Origin of the sequence: Streptomyces sp. CB03234 (assembly GCF_001905885.1) — a bacterium.
In the GTDB taxonomy this organism is placed as follows: Bacteria; Actinomycetota; Actinomycetes; order Streptomycetales; family Streptomycetaceae; genus Streptomyces.
This window is the reverse complement of sequence record NZ_LIYH01000005.1, coordinates 234,256-248,436: the sequence shown is the minus strand read 5'-3', so window position 1 is coordinate 248,436 and position 14,181 is coordinate 234,256. Positions and strand designations below refer to the sequence as shown.

The 14,181-nt window shown below is 69.5% G+C and carries 14 protein-coding genes; 3 read left to right on the top strand and 11 right to left on the bottom strand.

Features of this window, described 5'->3' with window-relative positions; all coding sequences use genetic code 11:
• Nucleotides 1-107: 107 nt before the first annotated feature.
• The 10 genes from AMK26_RS22435 to AMK26_RS22390 all read right to left on the bottom strand — a co-directional run bounded on the left by AMK26_RS22435 (nucleotide 108) and on the right by AMK26_RS22390 (nucleotide 9,408).
• Nucleotides 108-995: a hypothetical protein gene (locus AMK26_RS22435; RefSeq protein ID WP_073756518.1), complete on the bottom strand. Its 888-nt coding sequence runs from the start codon at nucleotides 993-995 to the stop codon at nucleotides 108-110.
• A 122-nt stretch (nucleotides 996-1,117) separates the two neighbouring features.
• Nucleotides 1,118-1,477 carry a hypothetical protein gene (locus tag AMK26_RS22430; RefSeq protein ID WP_143608591.1) on the bottom strand — a complete coding sequence of 120 codons (360 nt, stop codon included), beginning with the start codon at nucleotides 1,475-1,477 and terminating at the stop codon, nucleotides 1,118-1,120.
• 62 nt (nucleotides 1,478-1,539) lie between these two features.
• Nucleotides 1,540-2,172: a hypothetical protein gene (locus AMK26_RS22425; protein WP_073756516.1), complete on the bottom strand. Its 633-nt coding sequence runs from the start codon at nucleotides 2,170-2,172 to the stop codon at nucleotides 1,540-1,542.
• A 459-nt stretch (nucleotides 2,173-2,631) separates the two neighbouring features.
• A complete protein-coding gene (locus tag AMK26_RS22420) occupies nucleotides 2,632-3,741 on the bottom strand; it encodes a hypothetical protein (protein WP_073756515.1) in 1,110 nt (369 codons plus the stop codon).
• 379 nt (nucleotides 3,742-4,120) lie between these two features.
• A complete protein-coding gene (locus tag AMK26_RS22415; RefSeq protein WP_073756514.1) occupies nucleotides 4,121-5,338 on the bottom strand; it encodes a hypothetical protein in 1,218 nt (405 codons plus the stop codon).
• Nucleotides 5,339-5,473: 135 nt separating this feature from the next.
• Nucleotides 5,474-5,896 carry a hypothetical protein gene (locus AMK26_RS22410; RefSeq protein ID WP_073756513.1) on the bottom strand — a complete coding sequence of 141 codons (423 nt, stop codon included), beginning with the start codon at nucleotides 5,894-5,896 and terminating at the stop codon, nucleotides 5,474-5,476.
• Between the two features lie 64 nt (nucleotides 5,897-5,960).
• Nucleotides 5,961-7,736, bottom strand: a complete 1,776-nt coding sequence (locus AMK26_RS22405; RefSeq protein WP_073756512.1) for a ParB N-terminal domain-containing protein — start codon at nucleotides 7,734-7,736, stop codon at nucleotides 5,961-5,963.
• A gap of 93 nt (nucleotides 7,737-7,829) precedes the next feature.
• Nucleotides 7,830-8,294: a DUF6197 family protein gene (locus tag AMK26_RS22400; protein WP_073756511.1), complete on the bottom strand. Its 465-nt coding sequence runs from the start codon at nucleotides 8,292-8,294 to the stop codon at nucleotides 7,830-7,832.
• A gap of 26 nt (nucleotides 8,295-8,320) precedes the next feature.
• Complete coding sequence (locus AMK26_RS22395) at nucleotides 8,321-8,560, bottom strand: hypothetical protein (RefSeq protein WP_073756510.1); 240 nt, start codon at nucleotides 8,558-8,560, stop codon at nucleotides 8,321-8,323.
• Between the two features lie 107 nt (nucleotides 8,561-8,667).
• A complete protein-coding gene (locus AMK26_RS22390; protein ID WP_073756509.1) occupies nucleotides 8,668-9,408 on the bottom strand; it encodes a DUF2786 domain-containing protein in 741 nt (246 codons plus the stop codon).
• 513 nt (nucleotides 9,409-9,921) lie between these two features.
• On the opposite strand from AMK26_RS22390, the gene AMK26_RS22385 reads away from it, so the two are divergent.
• The 3 genes from AMK26_RS22385 to AMK26_RS38405 all read left to right on the top strand — a co-directional run bounded on the left by AMK26_RS22385 (nucleotide 9,922) and on the right by AMK26_RS38405 (nucleotide 12,215).
• Nucleotides 9,922-10,203, top strand: coding sequence for a hypothetical protein (locus AMK26_RS22385; RefSeq protein WP_143608589.1), 282 nt, complete (start codon nucleotides 9,922-9,924; stop codon nucleotides 10,201-10,203).
• A gap of 150 nt (nucleotides 10,204-10,353) precedes the next feature.
• Nucleotides 10,354-10,803 carry a hypothetical protein gene (locus AMK26_RS36720; RefSeq protein ID WP_143608587.1) on the top strand — a complete coding sequence of 150 codons (450 nt, stop codon included), beginning with the start codon at nucleotides 10,354-10,356 and terminating at the stop codon, nucleotides 10,801-10,803.
• Nucleotides 10,804-12,089: 1,286 nt separating this feature from the next.
• Nucleotides 12,090-12,215, top strand: coding sequence for a hypothetical protein (locus AMK26_RS38405; protein WP_274536124.1), 126 nt, complete (start codon nucleotides 12,090-12,092; stop codon nucleotides 12,213-12,215).
• 100 nt (nucleotides 12,216-12,315) lie between these two features.
• Here AMK26_RS38405 and AMK26_RS22370 read toward each other — a convergent pair whose 3' ends face one another.
• The gene (locus AMK26_RS22370; RefSeq protein ID WP_241838016.1) at nucleotides 12,316-14,181 is read right to left on the bottom strand and encodes a tyrosine-type recombinase/integrase; all 1,866 of its coding nucleotides are present in this window, start codon (nucleotides 14,179-14,181) and stop codon (nucleotides 12,316-12,318) included.

The window sequence follows — 14,181 nt, the reverse complement described above, 5'->3', positions numbered from 1 at the left end:
CTGGTGAGAGGTTCCGCCGGGGTCGGTCGACCCCGGCGGGGGTCTCGGTCGGGGGGTTGCCCTCCCCCTTCCGATACCATTAATTAAACCATGTTCTTAGGTCTGGGTCAACTGGTCACGGCAAGTTCGCGGCGGCGCTCGGCGGCCGTCGTGACGGCGCGGGCGATGGCGCGGCCCGTCTCGATGACGCGCACGGCTGACTCATGCACCGGGGGCTTCTTGTCCTGGGTGATGATGCCCGCGAGCGGCGGCATGACGGCGGGGCCCGGAGTGATTCCGAGGATGAGTGCGGCGACGTGGGCGGCTGAGGCGACTTCGGCGGCGTGCTGGCCGGGAAGTGGGGCGTCCGCCTCGGTGATGCGTCGCCACGCATGGCCGTACAGCAGGATGCGGACGGCGTTGTCGGGGGCTTCCTGGGTGAAGTCGAACCCTCCCGCCCGTTCCGGGTCCTCGTGGTACTGGTCGCGGTACTGGTTCACCAGGACATCGCGGATGACCTCGGCGGCGAGCGGGGCGGCGGCGGGCGGCTCGTAGGCGTCGCCGTCGGTCTGGCTGATGTCGAAAACCGGCCCGGCCTTGAAGCCGGACACCTTGCGCACCTCGTCCCCGGCGGTCTCCCCGGTAGCCTCGCGCTGCCCGCCATCGGCAGAGGCCGCGGCCTCCTGCCCCTCCTCGGGCCGCCGCTTGATCGGCGTCCAGATGCGGAGGGAGGTGGAGCCCTTGACCGGGAAGCGTCCGGCCTTTCGCCAGTCTCCGGAGCTGAGTACGTGGGTGGCGTTGGGGTGCTGGGCGGCGATGGCGATGCAGTTGGTGGGGCTGCGGTCGTCGCGGTCCGGGTGGGTCAGGTTCGCGGCCGTGCGCATGACGGTGGCCCAGAATTCTTCACTGCCGACCATCGCGCCGTACGCGCGATCCATGACGGCTTCGAGCTCACCGCGCATCTTGGCGGAGTATGCCCGGCGCTCTTCGTCGGTCATCTTCGGCTTACGGGGCATGTCGCGGTCCTCCTGGTGAGAGATCGTCCGGGGCCGGCTGGCCCACGGTGTCGGTCGGGGGGTTGCCCTCCCCCTTCCCGACATCATTAATTAAACCATGTTCTTGAGTGCTTGGCAACCCTCTAAATCCAGTACAACCCGGCTTCGTTGCTCACGGCCCGGTATGCGGCTATGACCTCGTCCTCTATTTGCGTCCAGTGTTCGAGGATATCGGGGGCGGTTTTCTTGTCGCTGGCCGCACGCCTGGCCCTGCGCCACTCAATGGCGATTTTCAGTGTGCGGAGTTGGGAGTGGGTCAGTTCCCATCGGCTGGAGTCCGGAAGTTGATCGCCGTAGGCCATTGCCACGGCGTTGTTGATGTGTTCGGTACTGGACCACACATTTTGGGTGGCCTGGAGAGCAAGGGCGCGTTTGAGGGTGCACCGGAGGTGCGGGGCCTGCACGATCCATTGCGGCTCGATAACGAATACGTCGGCGCTCATCACGGGGCCTTTCTGCCCAGGGCGGCGCGCTACGGAAGCGCGCCACCCTGAAACGTTGGGAATTAGAGGGCGTATCCGTCGACGTATTCGCCGTACTCGTCTTCGGGGGTCTGGACGCTAGGGAGAAAGCGACTCACCGCGAATACAACGGCGTCGGCGATAATCCGGGGTACGTCGTTGAGTACGAGGCTCACCGCGTCGCCGTCGAGCCCGATACGGACCTCTCCCGGTTCAAGGTTCATGTAAACGAAAGCAGATGTGCCATCAACTCGGGTCCGGGCTCCGGGGAGGCGGGCGGAAAGATCGCGTGCGGCCTCCTCGACATCCCGCCGCATCTCGGCCTGTGCGCGGTTGTGCTCGGTCACCCGCTCGTGAACGTCGCGGTGGGCGGGGATGAGGTCGGCGGCGATCCGGGCCGCGATGTCTGCCGGGTCCTCGGTCATGGCGACTCGGACGGTGTCGCGCTCGCCCCTGCGGAACGGGTAGTCGGTGGCGGGGAACGCGCCTCGGATGTGCAGGTGGCCGGGGTCGTCGAACCGCTCGGAGAGGTGAAGCTGTCGGCCGTCCAGATGAGTGAAGGTGGCGGCGTGCTCCAGCTCCTGGACGCCGTGGCGCGCGGGTTGCGGTCGCCAGTTCCCGCCGAGTTCGAGAGCAATCGGGTGGGCCAGCTCTGCGACGGTGAGAGGCGTGTTCATCGTTTGTCTCCTGGTGAGAGAGTCTGTCGGCGGCCGGTCGGCCTACCGGTGCCGGTCGGGGGTTGCCCTCCCCTTCCGACATCAGTAATTAAACCATGTTCTAGGGATTGGGTCAACCCGGATATGGCTCTGAACTGGCCTTTTCTCACCACGCCCGACCCGCGCCCGCTCTGCCGGGCCCGGCCACAACGGGCCCTGGGCGGGGTTCCCTCCTCGGTCGGACAGCTCCACCGGATCAGGGTTCCGGGCGCGGTGTCCAGGCTCGCGCAGCGACCGCGCAGCGGCTCGGCCTGGACGCCGTGACCGGGTTCCTGATACGCCCCTGGGTGTCCGACCGAGGAGGGAACCCCGCCTTCCCCCACCCGCACCACAACGACGCCGCACCCAACCAACCAGCCCCCACCCCCTCCGAGAGAGGACCCGCCGGAGGCAAGAAGTCGTTCCGGCCGGCACCAGATGTCACCACAAGGTGAACTGCTCGGCGGGCTTCCCGCTCGACCATGTCGTTGTCGGGGCCAAGGACGGCTCGGCCGGGGTGGATGGCGGGCGCGGCGCCTTCACCGCGGGGCAGGAACCGCCTTCGCCTTCCCACCGGTCGACGGCGTCACGCTCGGCGCGGGCCTGCTGTTCGGTGAGCAGAAGCGGCTTCCGGTACAGGTTCCGTGCGCTGGAGTCGAGCGGCGGGAGCAGGCGGGCGGCAGCCTTCTGGTCGTCGCGGCGCTTGTGGCGTCGCCTGACCTTGGCGAACCGCGCTTCGTAGGCGGCCTGGTCGCTGTCGTACAGCCCGGCCGGATGGAGACGGGCGAGTTCTAGGGCGACCTGGCCCATCGGGCTGGGGACCAGGGTTCGGGTGTTGTCGTCCTGGCGGACGGCGACGAGGAATCGGGCGGCGAACAGGGCCTGCGTCCGTTCGCGGCTGAGCCGCCGGCCGCCGTCCCAGACGCCGTGTCGTGCTGCCTGCCGGGCTCGTCCGCCCCGCCAGTACAGACGGCCGGACTCGGCGGCCTCCATCACACGGACGTGTCCCGCCGTCCAGCCGAGTTCGGCAACATGCCCTTGGGCGAGATACCGGTTCCTCGCCGCGCGGTCCCGGTTCTCCCGGTCCATGCCGGTGGCCGCCCGATCCTCGGCCTCCTGCTCGGCCTCCCGCTGACGGCGGGCGCTCTCCTGCTCGGCGTACTCGGCCGCCGTCAACTTCCGCTCCAGCTCGGCCCGCAGGTCGGCGGCCGTCGTCTCGACTCCGGCGGCCGACTGAGCACGCAAGGCGTGGTCCACGGCCTGGCGGGCGCAGTACAACGGCGCGCCGCTCGGCATCGCGGGGTCGTCGGCGTACTGCTCCGCGCGGTCGGCGTACTCATCGGCTTCGACGGCTTCCTTGTGGGCGGCGTGCATGACCGCCTCCAGGCGGGCGGTGGCGCCCGATCGGCTGCGGCACACGGCGGTCATGGCGTCGTCGGCTGCGGTGACCGCGAGGATCGCGGCCTGTCTGGCGACCTGGATGCACGTCTGCGGAGACGGGTCTCCTGCCGTGGCGGCCTGGGGGCTGACGGCGCACGCGTTCTCGGGCATAGGGGTGTTCCTCGGGGTCTCTCGGTGGTGCGGGCGGCGACGTGCCGTGCCTCCGTCGTGGGGGGGCCGCCCTTGGTCGCGCGGAGCGCGACGGACAGCGCCGTCGTGCCCGAAGGGCACGCCCTTCGGTCCGGCGTCCGGACGGGGCGGGAGGGCCGCCCGCGGCCCGGACGTTCCGGCCGGCTGCGAGCCGGGCCAGGCTGAGCCGTCCCGGAGGGACGCCCTTCGTACTGGGGCCGGTGAGCGGGGCTGGCCGCCGACGCGGTCGGGCCCGGACGGCAGTGGGCGGAGCGTGGGGTGGGCGGCTCGATGCCGTCCACCCCACGGCCCGGCGGCCGGGGTCCGGCCGGGCGGTGCCTCCCGCCCGGCCGGGGGCCTGCTACGCGGCGACCGGTTCCCGTGCGGCGACGCGGCACCGGGTGAGTACGGTCTGTGCGGTCTCGCCGTAGATGCTGTGGTCCTTGACCGTGCCGGTCACCTCGACCTCGTCGCCCTGGTCGGGGACGTCGGCGGCGGAGCTGAACCAGACGAACACGTTGCCGCTCGGGTCCTGGAACTTCACCAGTCGGCGGCGCTGGGTGTGGTAGCCGTACGTACGGCCTTCCAGCTCGATCACGGTGGTGACGGTGGCGTTCGTGGTGATGCGCTCGCCCACGGTGCCCTGCGGTCGGGAGTTCTGGGCGGCCCGCTCGGTGGCCTCCTTCTCCTGGTCGCGGTACCACCCCGCGATAGCGGACACGAGCGTCGGCAGGTGGCGCGGGTCGACGGTTTCGCCCTTCGCCAGCTGGCCTACCTTGTGGCGGTAGTCGGAGAGGCTGCCGTACCCCTGGACGGCCCATGCCCGGACGGCGGCGGCGGTGCTCGATGCGTCGGGGTCGGCGTCGAGCGCGGCCCGCCACTCCATCGGGGCCTTGCGGTCGAAGAAGTACGCTTCGACCCCGTCGGCGGTCGGCTGGGTGTTCTTCCACTGCTCGGACCGGCTGTAGAACCGGCCTTCGGCCTTCACGATGGCGGCGGTCACCCGCAACACTTCGGCCACCGGGATGCGGAGATCGGCCGGTATGCCGCCCTCGTCGCCGTCCCAATCGGAGTCCTTCAGCGTGCCGAACCTCCACAGCGCCTCAAGCCCCTTGATCGGCAGACCCGTGTACGGCTCGACGCACGTCGTGCCCAACTGCCGCATCTCGCCGTTCTCGTGGCGGGCGAGATAGGTGGCGGTGCGGTGGCGGGCGACGGCGCACCCGTGGCAGAAGTTCTCGATGGCGCGGTACTGGCGCGCGGCCTCGGCGTCCTGCTCGGGCAGACCGGGGAACAGGCTGGTGATCGTCTCGCCCTCCGCGTCGTGGTCCAGGCGGGCGATGACGGTCCAGCCGTGGTGACGGGGGATGTCACCGGAGATCGTCACGGTGACGGTGGGGCGCTGGCCAATCAGACGGCCGTCGATGTCGTGGTAGTCGGCGAGGAACGGCTTGGAGATATCGAGCGTGTACGCGCTGAGGTGGTGGACGGCGGCGCGGGCGTTGGTGGCCTCGACAAGCTGACGGACGCGGGACTGAGCCGTGGCGGGGATGGAAAAACGCATGGCTGCGCTGGTCATCGTGGGTGCTCCTGCTGGTGAGAGAGGAATCGCGGCCCGGCCGGGCGGGTTGCCCTCCGCGTGCGACCGGGGTCAGGCCGGCTGGCGGCCCGTGGTGTCGGAGGGGGGGTTGCCCTCCCCCTCCGACACCATTAATTAAACCAGGTTTTGGGGTGTGGGGCAAGCATCCCGACCGGGGATGTCGAGTGCGGCGCGGTCGCGCAGGAAGGCGGCGAACAGGGCGGCGGTGTAGCTGTCGGCGGTGCCGTACGTGCGGCGGCAGTCCAGCGCGCCGATGCGCTCGCCCCGGTGACGGACGGGGAACGGCTGGCCGGGGGCCGGGATGGCGAGCGCGTACAGTCCGCGCGGGGTGTCCACCCGCAGGACGACGGCGGCGGCCTGGTGGTCGTAGGCGGCTGACCAGCGGGCGGGCCCGATGCCGAACTCCGCGAGACCGGACGCGATGGCGCGGGCCTGCATGATGTCGGCGGTGGTGCCGGGGTCGGGCTCGGCGGGGGCGGGGACGCATCCGCAACCGTGGTCGTCGGCGTGGGTCTCGAACAGAGCTGTACGGGTCACTGTGGGGCTCCTGGGGCTGCCGGGGCGGGCGGTTCCCGCCCCCGACGTCGGGCGGCTGAGGTGGCTAGGCGGCGGCTTCGTCGTCGCTGGCCGGGTCGTCGGCTTCCTCGGCCTCCGGCTCGCTCGCCTCCTCGTCGGTGCCGGGCTCCTGCTCGGTCTCCGGCTCGCTGCCGGACGTGATCGCGGCGCGGGGCTTCTTCTTCGACGGGTCGTAGGGCTCCTCGTCCACGACCGACTGCTCAATGGGCGTGAGCGGGTACCCGAGGGACGCGAGCACCTGGAACCACCGGCCTGTGGGCTTCCGCGTCCACGGGGCGTGCTGGCTGTCCGTCCGCCACGCCGACCGGTTCGCGCACTTCTCCCGGACGGCGGCGATGGCGGCGAACTGGAGCTGAGGGGCCCGGCGCGGGTCCTTGGCGACGTGCCCGGCGAAGCTGCCCCGGTCCTTGGCCTGCTCGGCGTTCAGCCCCAGGAATCCAGCCAGGATCTCGGTGGTGCCCTCCTTGTTCAGGTCGTCAGAGATTCCCCAACTTCCGTTCAACAGAGCGTTATTGACGTGCCCGATCAGGGTGTTGGTGGTGTTCTTCGGGAGGTCGCGCCGCTTGACCAGATCCGTGATCCACTTCCGGCGCAGAGCCTCGGCCGCGTCCCAGTCGATGTTCCCCTTCTTGACGGCGGCGCGGGCGGCCCGCTCGGCCTCCACCTGGGCGGCGGTCTTCGCGCCACCGGTGCCACCGCTGCCCTCGGGCACCGTGTGCCCGTACAGGCCGGGGGCGGTGCAGTAGGGCTCGTACCGGTCGCCCCGCCGCTCGTCGAACACCCACACCTGCCCCTTGCACTCGGCGTGCTCCTCGGTGCTGATGCCGCGCAGTCGCCACACCGGCATGGCCCGCTCGGACAGCTCCTCTGCCTCCCGGATCTTCTGTCCGGCGGCCTCCAGCTCGGCGCGGTGGACCTCGGCCTTGATCCGCTTGTCACGCTTGGTCCGCTCGACCGCAATGGCCCAGTCGACATCTCCGGCGTCGGCGTCGTCCTCGGCGGCGGCCTCGCTGATCGCGGCGAGCGCTTCGGGATCGTCCGCGAACTCCGAGAGTGCGGCCAGGTGCTCGAAGGTCCACTCGTAGCTGCTCGCACCACTGACGGCGGCGCTCAGCTTCTCGTCGGACCGGACCTTGACCAGGGTCTTGACGTCCTTCTGCCGCACGCCTGCGGCCTTGGCGATGCGGCCTACCTGAGCGCCCGCCTCGGCGGCGCTGAACATGGCCTGGTTCATCTCGGACGCGGTGAGGCTCTTTCGGTGCTGGGCAGTGGTGATCATGTCGAGGAACTGCCCGGCCTCGTCGCGGTCCTCGTCGTCCCACTCGTACGGCAGGTGAGTAAGGCCCGCGTCCGTCGCGGCGTGGTAGCGGCGGTTTCCGTCGTTGACCTGGAGGACTCCGCCGTCGAGCCGCTGGATCTTTACGGGGATGCGGCACCCCTCGGCGCGGAGCGATTCCACGAACGGTGCGTTGATGTCGAGATCTTCGCGGGCGTTCTTCGGGTGCGGGGTGAGCGCGTCGATCCGGATTACGGGGCGGGGCGTGACCGGCACGGTCTCCAGCCCCGCGGCGACGGCGGCGGCCAGTCGCTGAAACCCGTCGATGATCTGCGGCACGTCGCCGTGGGTGCGCACGACGTACAGCGGCTCCACGACGCCGTTGTCCTTGACGTCGGCCAGCAGATCGGCCGGGGCCTCGATGTCGCGGACGTTGCCGGGGTGCGCGGCGAGTTCGGCGACCGCGAGGGTCGGCCACGGGGCAGGGGCGGTCTGGACGCCGGCCTGGGTCTTGGTGTTCGCCATCGGTCCTTCTCTTTCTGGTGAGAGTTGGCCGGGCCGTTCGGCCCGGTGAAGGTGTCGGTCGGGGGGTTGCCCTCCCCCTTCCGACACCATTAATTAAACCATGTTCTTGAGAGTGGGGCAACCGGGCATGCTGTGATCGCCGTCACTCGGGTGCAGGGCCGCGGCGGCGCGGATCATCGCGGCGGCCTCGGCGGTGGTCCTCTCGGGCTCGTCTCCCCAGCACCACAGCAGGGTGCGCCGGTAGGCATCCTCGGTGAGCCGCAGCTTGCGCCACCGGACGCCGGACACGGGTCGGCCGTGGATGTGGTTACTGAGCACCACAAGGGAGTCAAAGCGGGCCCGCTGGAAGATGTCCCACGGTTCACCGCGTACGGACCAGCGGGGTCGGACGGATCGCACGCCGCGCTCCCACGCGTGCAGCACGGTGCACGGGGCGTTGTCGCCCATCCGGCCGCGCTGCCAGAGGTGGTCACCCTGATAGAGCCCGACCCGTTCGATGTGGTCGGCGGCGGCCGTGAGGATGCGGGCGGGGGTGGCGGCACTTCGACGCTGGGGCATGGCGTCCTCCTGATGGGGCGGAACGGTCAAGAGCGGCTGACGGAAGGCTTGACCTCGCTCAGTCCGGACCACTCAATGAAGTCCTGCCGGGCAGTGTCGTAGCTCTCGCCGTGGTAGTGGCCCTGCCACCATTCGGAAGGGTCGGGGCCGAACGACTTCGGGATGACGGCGGTAACCCATTCGTCACCGTTGTGGAGCAGCACCGTACGCATGCCGTTCTTGCGGTTGGTGTGGAAGCTGAGCACTTCGTGATTGCCGATCTTCACGGCTTACCCTTCAAGGCGACTGAGGAATTCCGGGGCGCGGCTGATCCTGAACCGTGCCGGGACTAATGGCCGGGGGCGGCGGACGGCCACCCCCGGCCCTGACGGGGTTACGCGGCTATGGACCCAGCCGAGGTGCGGCCGATCCGCTTACCGCCGATGTCGGCGCGGCTTCCCGCCATCCATCCGGCCCCGTACCCGTTGCCGGTCATGGTGGTGGTGCCGCCCTTCCGTGCACGCGGGTAAGCCTGCCGGTAGCTGCGTGAGACGACGGCCTTGCGGTCCGCGAGCACGAGGGCCGCGCTGCGGCCGGTGGCGGTGGTCTCGCCCCTGGCTTCTTCGCGTGCGCCGCGCTCGGCCTCCTCGATGCGGTCACCCACCCGGTTGATGAAGCCGAGGAGCCAGGATCGACGCCAGGCGCGCGCGCCCTGCCCCGGCGGGACCGACTGAGCGGCCAGTCCGCTGTTCATCTGGAGGAGAAGGGAGGTGTAGAGCAGTTCGACGCGCTGAAGATCGCTCGCGTACCCGAAGATGTGCACTCGGCGGGCCGGTCCGCTGCCGTCTCGGCCAAGGTGAATCAGCTCGCAACCGAGTGCGAGCGCGATGCGGTTGATGAGGCGGACCCGCTCCATCGCCCACGGGTTGTCCAGAACGATCTTGCGGTCCGTCGGGGCATCGCTGGCCGGGTTGGAGTCGTTGAGCATTGCCTGCTCGACGCCGTACTTCGCCATCATCTCGAACGCCCGCTTCCGGGCCAGCTCCGCCTCCGATTCCGGCGTACGGGGGTCCTCCGCCTTGGCGAGCAGGGCGCGGATGGTTTCGAGCTTCGCGGGGGCCTTCGTGGTGCTCACGTACGTTCTCCTGGTGAGAGTGGTTGTTGGCGGCCGGTCGGCCTGCCGAGTGCCGGCCGGGGCGTTGCCCTCCCCTTCCGACATCATTAATTAAACCATGTTCTGAGGGTTGGGTCAACCCGAACAACGGCCCTGACCTGCCCTTATCGGGTCACCGACCCGCACCCGCTCTGCCGGGCCCGGCCACAACGGGCCCTGGGCGGGGTTCCCTCCTCGGTCGGACAGCTCCACCGGATCAGGGTTCCGGGCGCGGTGTCCAGGCTCGCGCAGCGACCGCGCAGCGGCTCGGCCTGGACGCCGTGACCGGGTTCCTGATACGCCCCTGGGTGTCCGACCGAGGAGGGAACCCCGCCTTCCCCCACCCGCACCACAACGACGCCGCACCCAACCAACCAGCCCCCACCCCCTCCGAGAGAGGACCCGCCGGAGGCAAGAATGCTCTGAAGCCGGCGTCGACTGGGCGTCTGTGCCGACCGCTGCGGTCCGTGCCGTGCTCGACCTGATACTGGGTGCATGACCAACCCACCGAAGCTGATGACGACGGAGGAGGTGCGCGCGTTGGTCGTTGCCGCCGTTGCGGACCCGACCATCGATCTCGCCGTACCCCTCGGCCTGTCGCTGGCCATGCGTGAGGGCCTGCGCTCCACGGTCCTCGCCACGCTCACCCGCGGGGACTATCACCCGGCGGTGGACGACGTGCCGGGGAGCCTGACCTACCGCGACGGTGATCAGGTTCGGGCCGCCTCGCTTTCCCCGGAGTCGGAACTGCTTCTGGCTGCCTACCTGAGCCGATGAACGCCGCGGGGGAGGCGTAGTACGCCCCCGCACCCCCAGATCTCCTGCTACCACCATGACCGGCACCGGGCTCTTGGTTCGAGATGTCCGCGGACCTGTGCTTACGGTGCGCGCGATGAGCAGTGATTTCGAACAGGACTGGGGGCACGGGTGAGCACGACTCCGTCAGCATCGGTGAGCGCGGCAGAGTTGCGGCGGCGGGTTCGCGCCGTCGAAGCGCTCCAGGCGAAGACGCGGGAGATGGCCGCGGCGAACGTGTTGACGACGCGTGAAGCCGCAGCGAAAGCGGCACGAGCGAAGGAGGAGGCCGACGTCGCGGCGCGGGAGGCCGCTGCTGTAGCTCTGCGGCTGTTCGACAACGACGCAGAGCTGGTGGCGGAACTGCTGGGTGTGCCGGCGGAGGAGCTGGAACGCGAGGCGAAGCCTGTTACCGCCGCTCGCGCGAAGGAGATCATCGAGGTGCTGCGGGCACGTGCTGAACGCCCGCGCTCCAGCCGACCCCGTAAGCCTCGATCGGAGGGGTCGGCACCGTCGCCCCCGGCACCGGACACCACGGCCCCGGTTTTCACACCGGACGGCAGCCGGGCTGATGCCGCCTGAGAACGAACCCGGGCCCGGACTGTTCCCGCTCGCGGCGGTGAACGGGTCCGGGCCCGCTCCCATTGATGAACAGCTTGCCCTCATCGGTGAACCAACGCCGGTACGGATACCGGCGGTTGAGTGGGCGACCTGGCTGGCCGACGAGTCCGTTCAGGCCCGCTACTGGGCAAAGGTCTACCGCACCTCGTCAACTGAGGACTGCTGGTTTTTCTTCGGCGGGATCTCCAGCACCGGTCACGCCAGCTTCAGGGCCGCGTCGCGCCCGGGCAGAACGCGGCGCGGCACGGTGCCGGGGCACTTGTACGGGTACCAGCTAGCGCACGGCGTCATCCCTCGCCTCGGCTGGGGGACTGACAGCCCGACCGTCTGCCACACCTGCGACAACCACTCCTGCCAGCAGCCGGCGCACCTCCGGCTGGGCACGGCTGCGGAGAACCGGGCTGAATGGCTGGCCCGCCGCAGAGACCCGGGCAGCCCCCTCGCCGACCTCCGTGGCCCGGCCGGACGCTCCCGCGCGATCGGCGCCGCCATCCGGGCCGGTCAAGAACGCGGGGAGTCCGAAGCGGAGATCGCGGCACGCATCCGGGCGGCGGTCGCAGCAGGCCGCCCTCTCAGCCTCTGGTGATGACAGACCAACACCAGACCAATCCACCTTGGGAGAGAGCGCGAAGACACCGGACCCCGGACCGCACCGCGCGACCAGGCCAGCGTCACCCTGCATGAAGTCGCCGCACCCTTGGGTGACTTGGAACTGCCGGTCATACCTCACAGGCGTGTTCCTGAACCTCGGGAATTGATCAATCGAAGCGAGCTATCGTGATGGGACCTCATCTCTGAGAGGGGGGCGCCTTGTCGCACACGGCGACGAGACGCAGCCCCAGAGGTGAGGTGGAGTGATGGAAAAATCGCATCCTTCCCCGGAAGGCAAGGGGAAAGTCCGCGAGATCGCTGGTCGGCTCGTGATCGCGTTAGGAGCTCGTGCTCTTTGGGCGTTGATCGAGGAGCTACTTGGCCAGCACATCGAGCGGTAAGGGCTGGAATCCCATGTGCTGGCCCTTCGAGACTCGGTGGCCTCACTCCACCCGTCCCGAGGCAGTCCCCCTCTCTGCCTCGGGGCCTCACCCTCCACCTGCGCCCGCTGGATCTGCAAACCGTGGGGTCCGCACTGGTCACCGGCTACCGGGCGACCAGCTGCATTCCTGCTGATCGTCCGGTGGCAGCCCCTCGTGCATCCGGGCTGCCTGTCTGCGTAAGCGAGCCACCACCTCCGTCATCTCCTGCGCCGCGTGCTCGCCAGCCTCCTCACCGACGGTGCCCGTCCGCGGCTCCTCCTGGCCGTCCCCATCCTGGTCGCCGTCCATAAGACGCGGGTGCCCGCGACGCCCCGGCGGCAAGCCCACCCGATCCAGTGACGCCGTGGCACCTGGCAGTTTCCTCACCCTCCCGCCCCCCGGTTGCCCGGACGGCGCTGCGGTTGAGGCACGGCGGTTTGCTCGACGCTCCGCTACGGCGTCATGCCTGCGTACTCGCGAGGTCGGCGTCCGGGTGCTTGGCGCACACCTCCAGAGCCTCCACGCGGGCCTGCTCAAAGGCCCGGGACACCGCCGACCTGTTGATTCCCCGGGCGTGCGCCTCCGTGCTGCCGCCGGGGCGGAACTCGGTCCGGAACTCGGCGGCCCGCGTGGTGAAACCGTCGGGCTCGAACTCCCACGTCCACCGGCCACTCACCGGAAGCGGATCGTACGTCAAGGTGCCGTCCGCTTCGTACGACGCCAGAGAGGAGTACACGAACTGCCGCTCTGGCATCCGTGTCCAGACGGCACCGCCGCCGGTCCATCGCTCGCGTTCTTCGGGGCCGAGGGCTCCACAGCGAGCGATCTTCTCCTCTGGCCAGCCTTCTGTCCGCATGGCCGCGATCTCGTCCTGGTGGTCGTCGTTCCACTGGTCGGCGACATCCTGCGCGTGCTGGCGGTCCGCGAACGGCACTTCCCTGCCTCCCAGGGTGACGACGAAGACTGGGTCTTCTCCGTGCTCCGTAGCGTCGAGTGGCATGTCGCCGGCGTCCTTCCAGGTCTCCTGAGCCAGGCCAGAGGACTGGCGGGGTACCCGCGGTAGACCGCCCGTCGCAGACGCGAGGCCGGATTGCTCCAGGAAACCAGGCAGCGGTGCACTGGGGTCCATGGCCCATTCGACGGCGGCCACGACCTCGTCGTCCAACGCGTCCAGCAGGTGCCCGTACGTGTCGACCGTGGTGGTGATGGACTCATGACCCATGCGCCGCTGGATGGCGGGCAGGGGCACCTTCGCCGCGATCAACCACGACGCGTGGGAGTGCCGGAGATCATGGATGCGCGGGCGCTTGATCAAGCCGTACTTCTCGGCGGCGAGCTCGATCGCCGGCACCCAGCGCAGGCGGCGGAAGGTGCCGGGGTCCCACTTGCCCCCTTCGGGGCCGGTGAAGATCATGGCATCGGGAGCCAGGCCCTTGGCGCGACGCCGAAGCATCCGGTCCAGCCGGTGGGTGATGACGACGGTGCGGCGCGACTTCCGGGTCTTCGGGGGGCCGAGCACGGACTTGCCGTCCTCGTCCTTCTTCCAGGCCCTCTGTACGCGGATGGCGGGGCGGCCGTTGCGGCGCCGGAGGTCGCGGGGCTGGAGCGCGGTCGCCTCACCCCACCGGAAGCCGGTCTCCGCGATGGTTTCGGCAAGATCCTTGGCATCGTCGCGGAGGCATTCGTAGATCCACGCCCACTCCTCGCGTTCGAGGAAGACGATCTCTTCCTCGTCCTCGGTGGAGTCGAGCCGAGGCAGGCGCGTCTTGGCGCACGGGTTGGAAGCGCGCAGTGACGTTTCTGCATCGACGGCGGACTGCATGATCGCGCTGAGCAGACCGTGCTTGTTGTGTATGGTCTTCGGCTTGTACGCGGTCCGGGGCTTCCGGTCCCGGGGATCGAGCGGAGCCAGGCGTCCGGCCTCCAGGTCGTTGACCCAGTCCTGGACCATGGATCGGACGATGCTCCCCTCGCCGTCCTCGACGGAGTACGGCCCGAACCAGGGGACCATGTTGTCCAGAATGTCTTTCCGGTACTTGGCGCGCGTATCGCCCTGGATGCCGGTGAGGCGATCCACGTAGGCGAGGGCGAAGGGCTCGAACATCGTCTCCGCGCGGCGCCGCTCGGCGACGAACCCCTGCCCGCGTATCCACCCGGGGGGCCAGTTCTGACCGTGTCCGTTGACCAGGTCCTTGAAGCGCTCGGCGTCCGGCTCCTCGTCAAAGACCTCCGACTCCTGTTTCCCTCCAGCGGTCCCGCCGGCTCGCCACATCACGGTGTAGTAGACCGATCCGTCGCGTCTGACCCTGTCTTTCACGTACGCCAT

Bases quoted from the DNA above. Each gene is read 5' to 3' on its own strand.
- AMK26_RS22435 (WP_073756518.1), bottom strand. From the start codon at position 995: ATGCCCCGTAAGCCGAAGATGACCGACGAAGAGCGCCGGGCATACTCC.
- AMK26_RS22430 (WP_143608591.1), bottom strand. From the start codon at position 1,477: ATGAGCGCCGACGTATTCGTTATCGAGCCGCAATGGATCGTGCAGGCC.
- AMK26_RS22425 (WP_073756516.1), bottom strand. From the start codon at position 2,172: ATGAACACGCCTCTCACCGTCGCAGAGCTGGCCCACCCGATTGCTCTC.
- AMK26_RS22420 (WP_073756515.1), bottom strand. From the start codon at position 3,741: ATGCCCGAGAACGCGTGCGCCGTCAGCCCCCAGGCCGCCACGGCAGGA.
- AMK26_RS22415 (WP_073756514.1), bottom strand. From the start codon at position 5,338: ATGACCAGCGCAGCCATGCGTTTTTCCATCCCCGCCACGGCTCAGTCC.
- AMK26_RS22405 (WP_073756512.1), bottom strand. From the start codon at position 7,736: ATGGCGAACACCAAGACCCAGGCCGGCGTCCAGACCGCCCCTGCCCCG.
- AMK26_RS22400 (WP_073756511.1), bottom strand. From the start codon at position 8,294: ATGCCCCAGCGTCGAAGTGCCGCCACCCCCGCCCGCATCCTCACGGCC.
- AMK26_RS22385 (WP_143608589.1), top strand. From the start codon at position 9,922: ATGACCAACCCACCGAAGCTGATGACGACGGAGGAGGTGCGCGCGTTG.
- AMK26_RS22370 (WP_241838016.1), bottom strand. From the start codon at position 14,181: ATGGCGTACGTGAAAGACAGGGTCAGACGCGACGGATCGGTCTACTAC.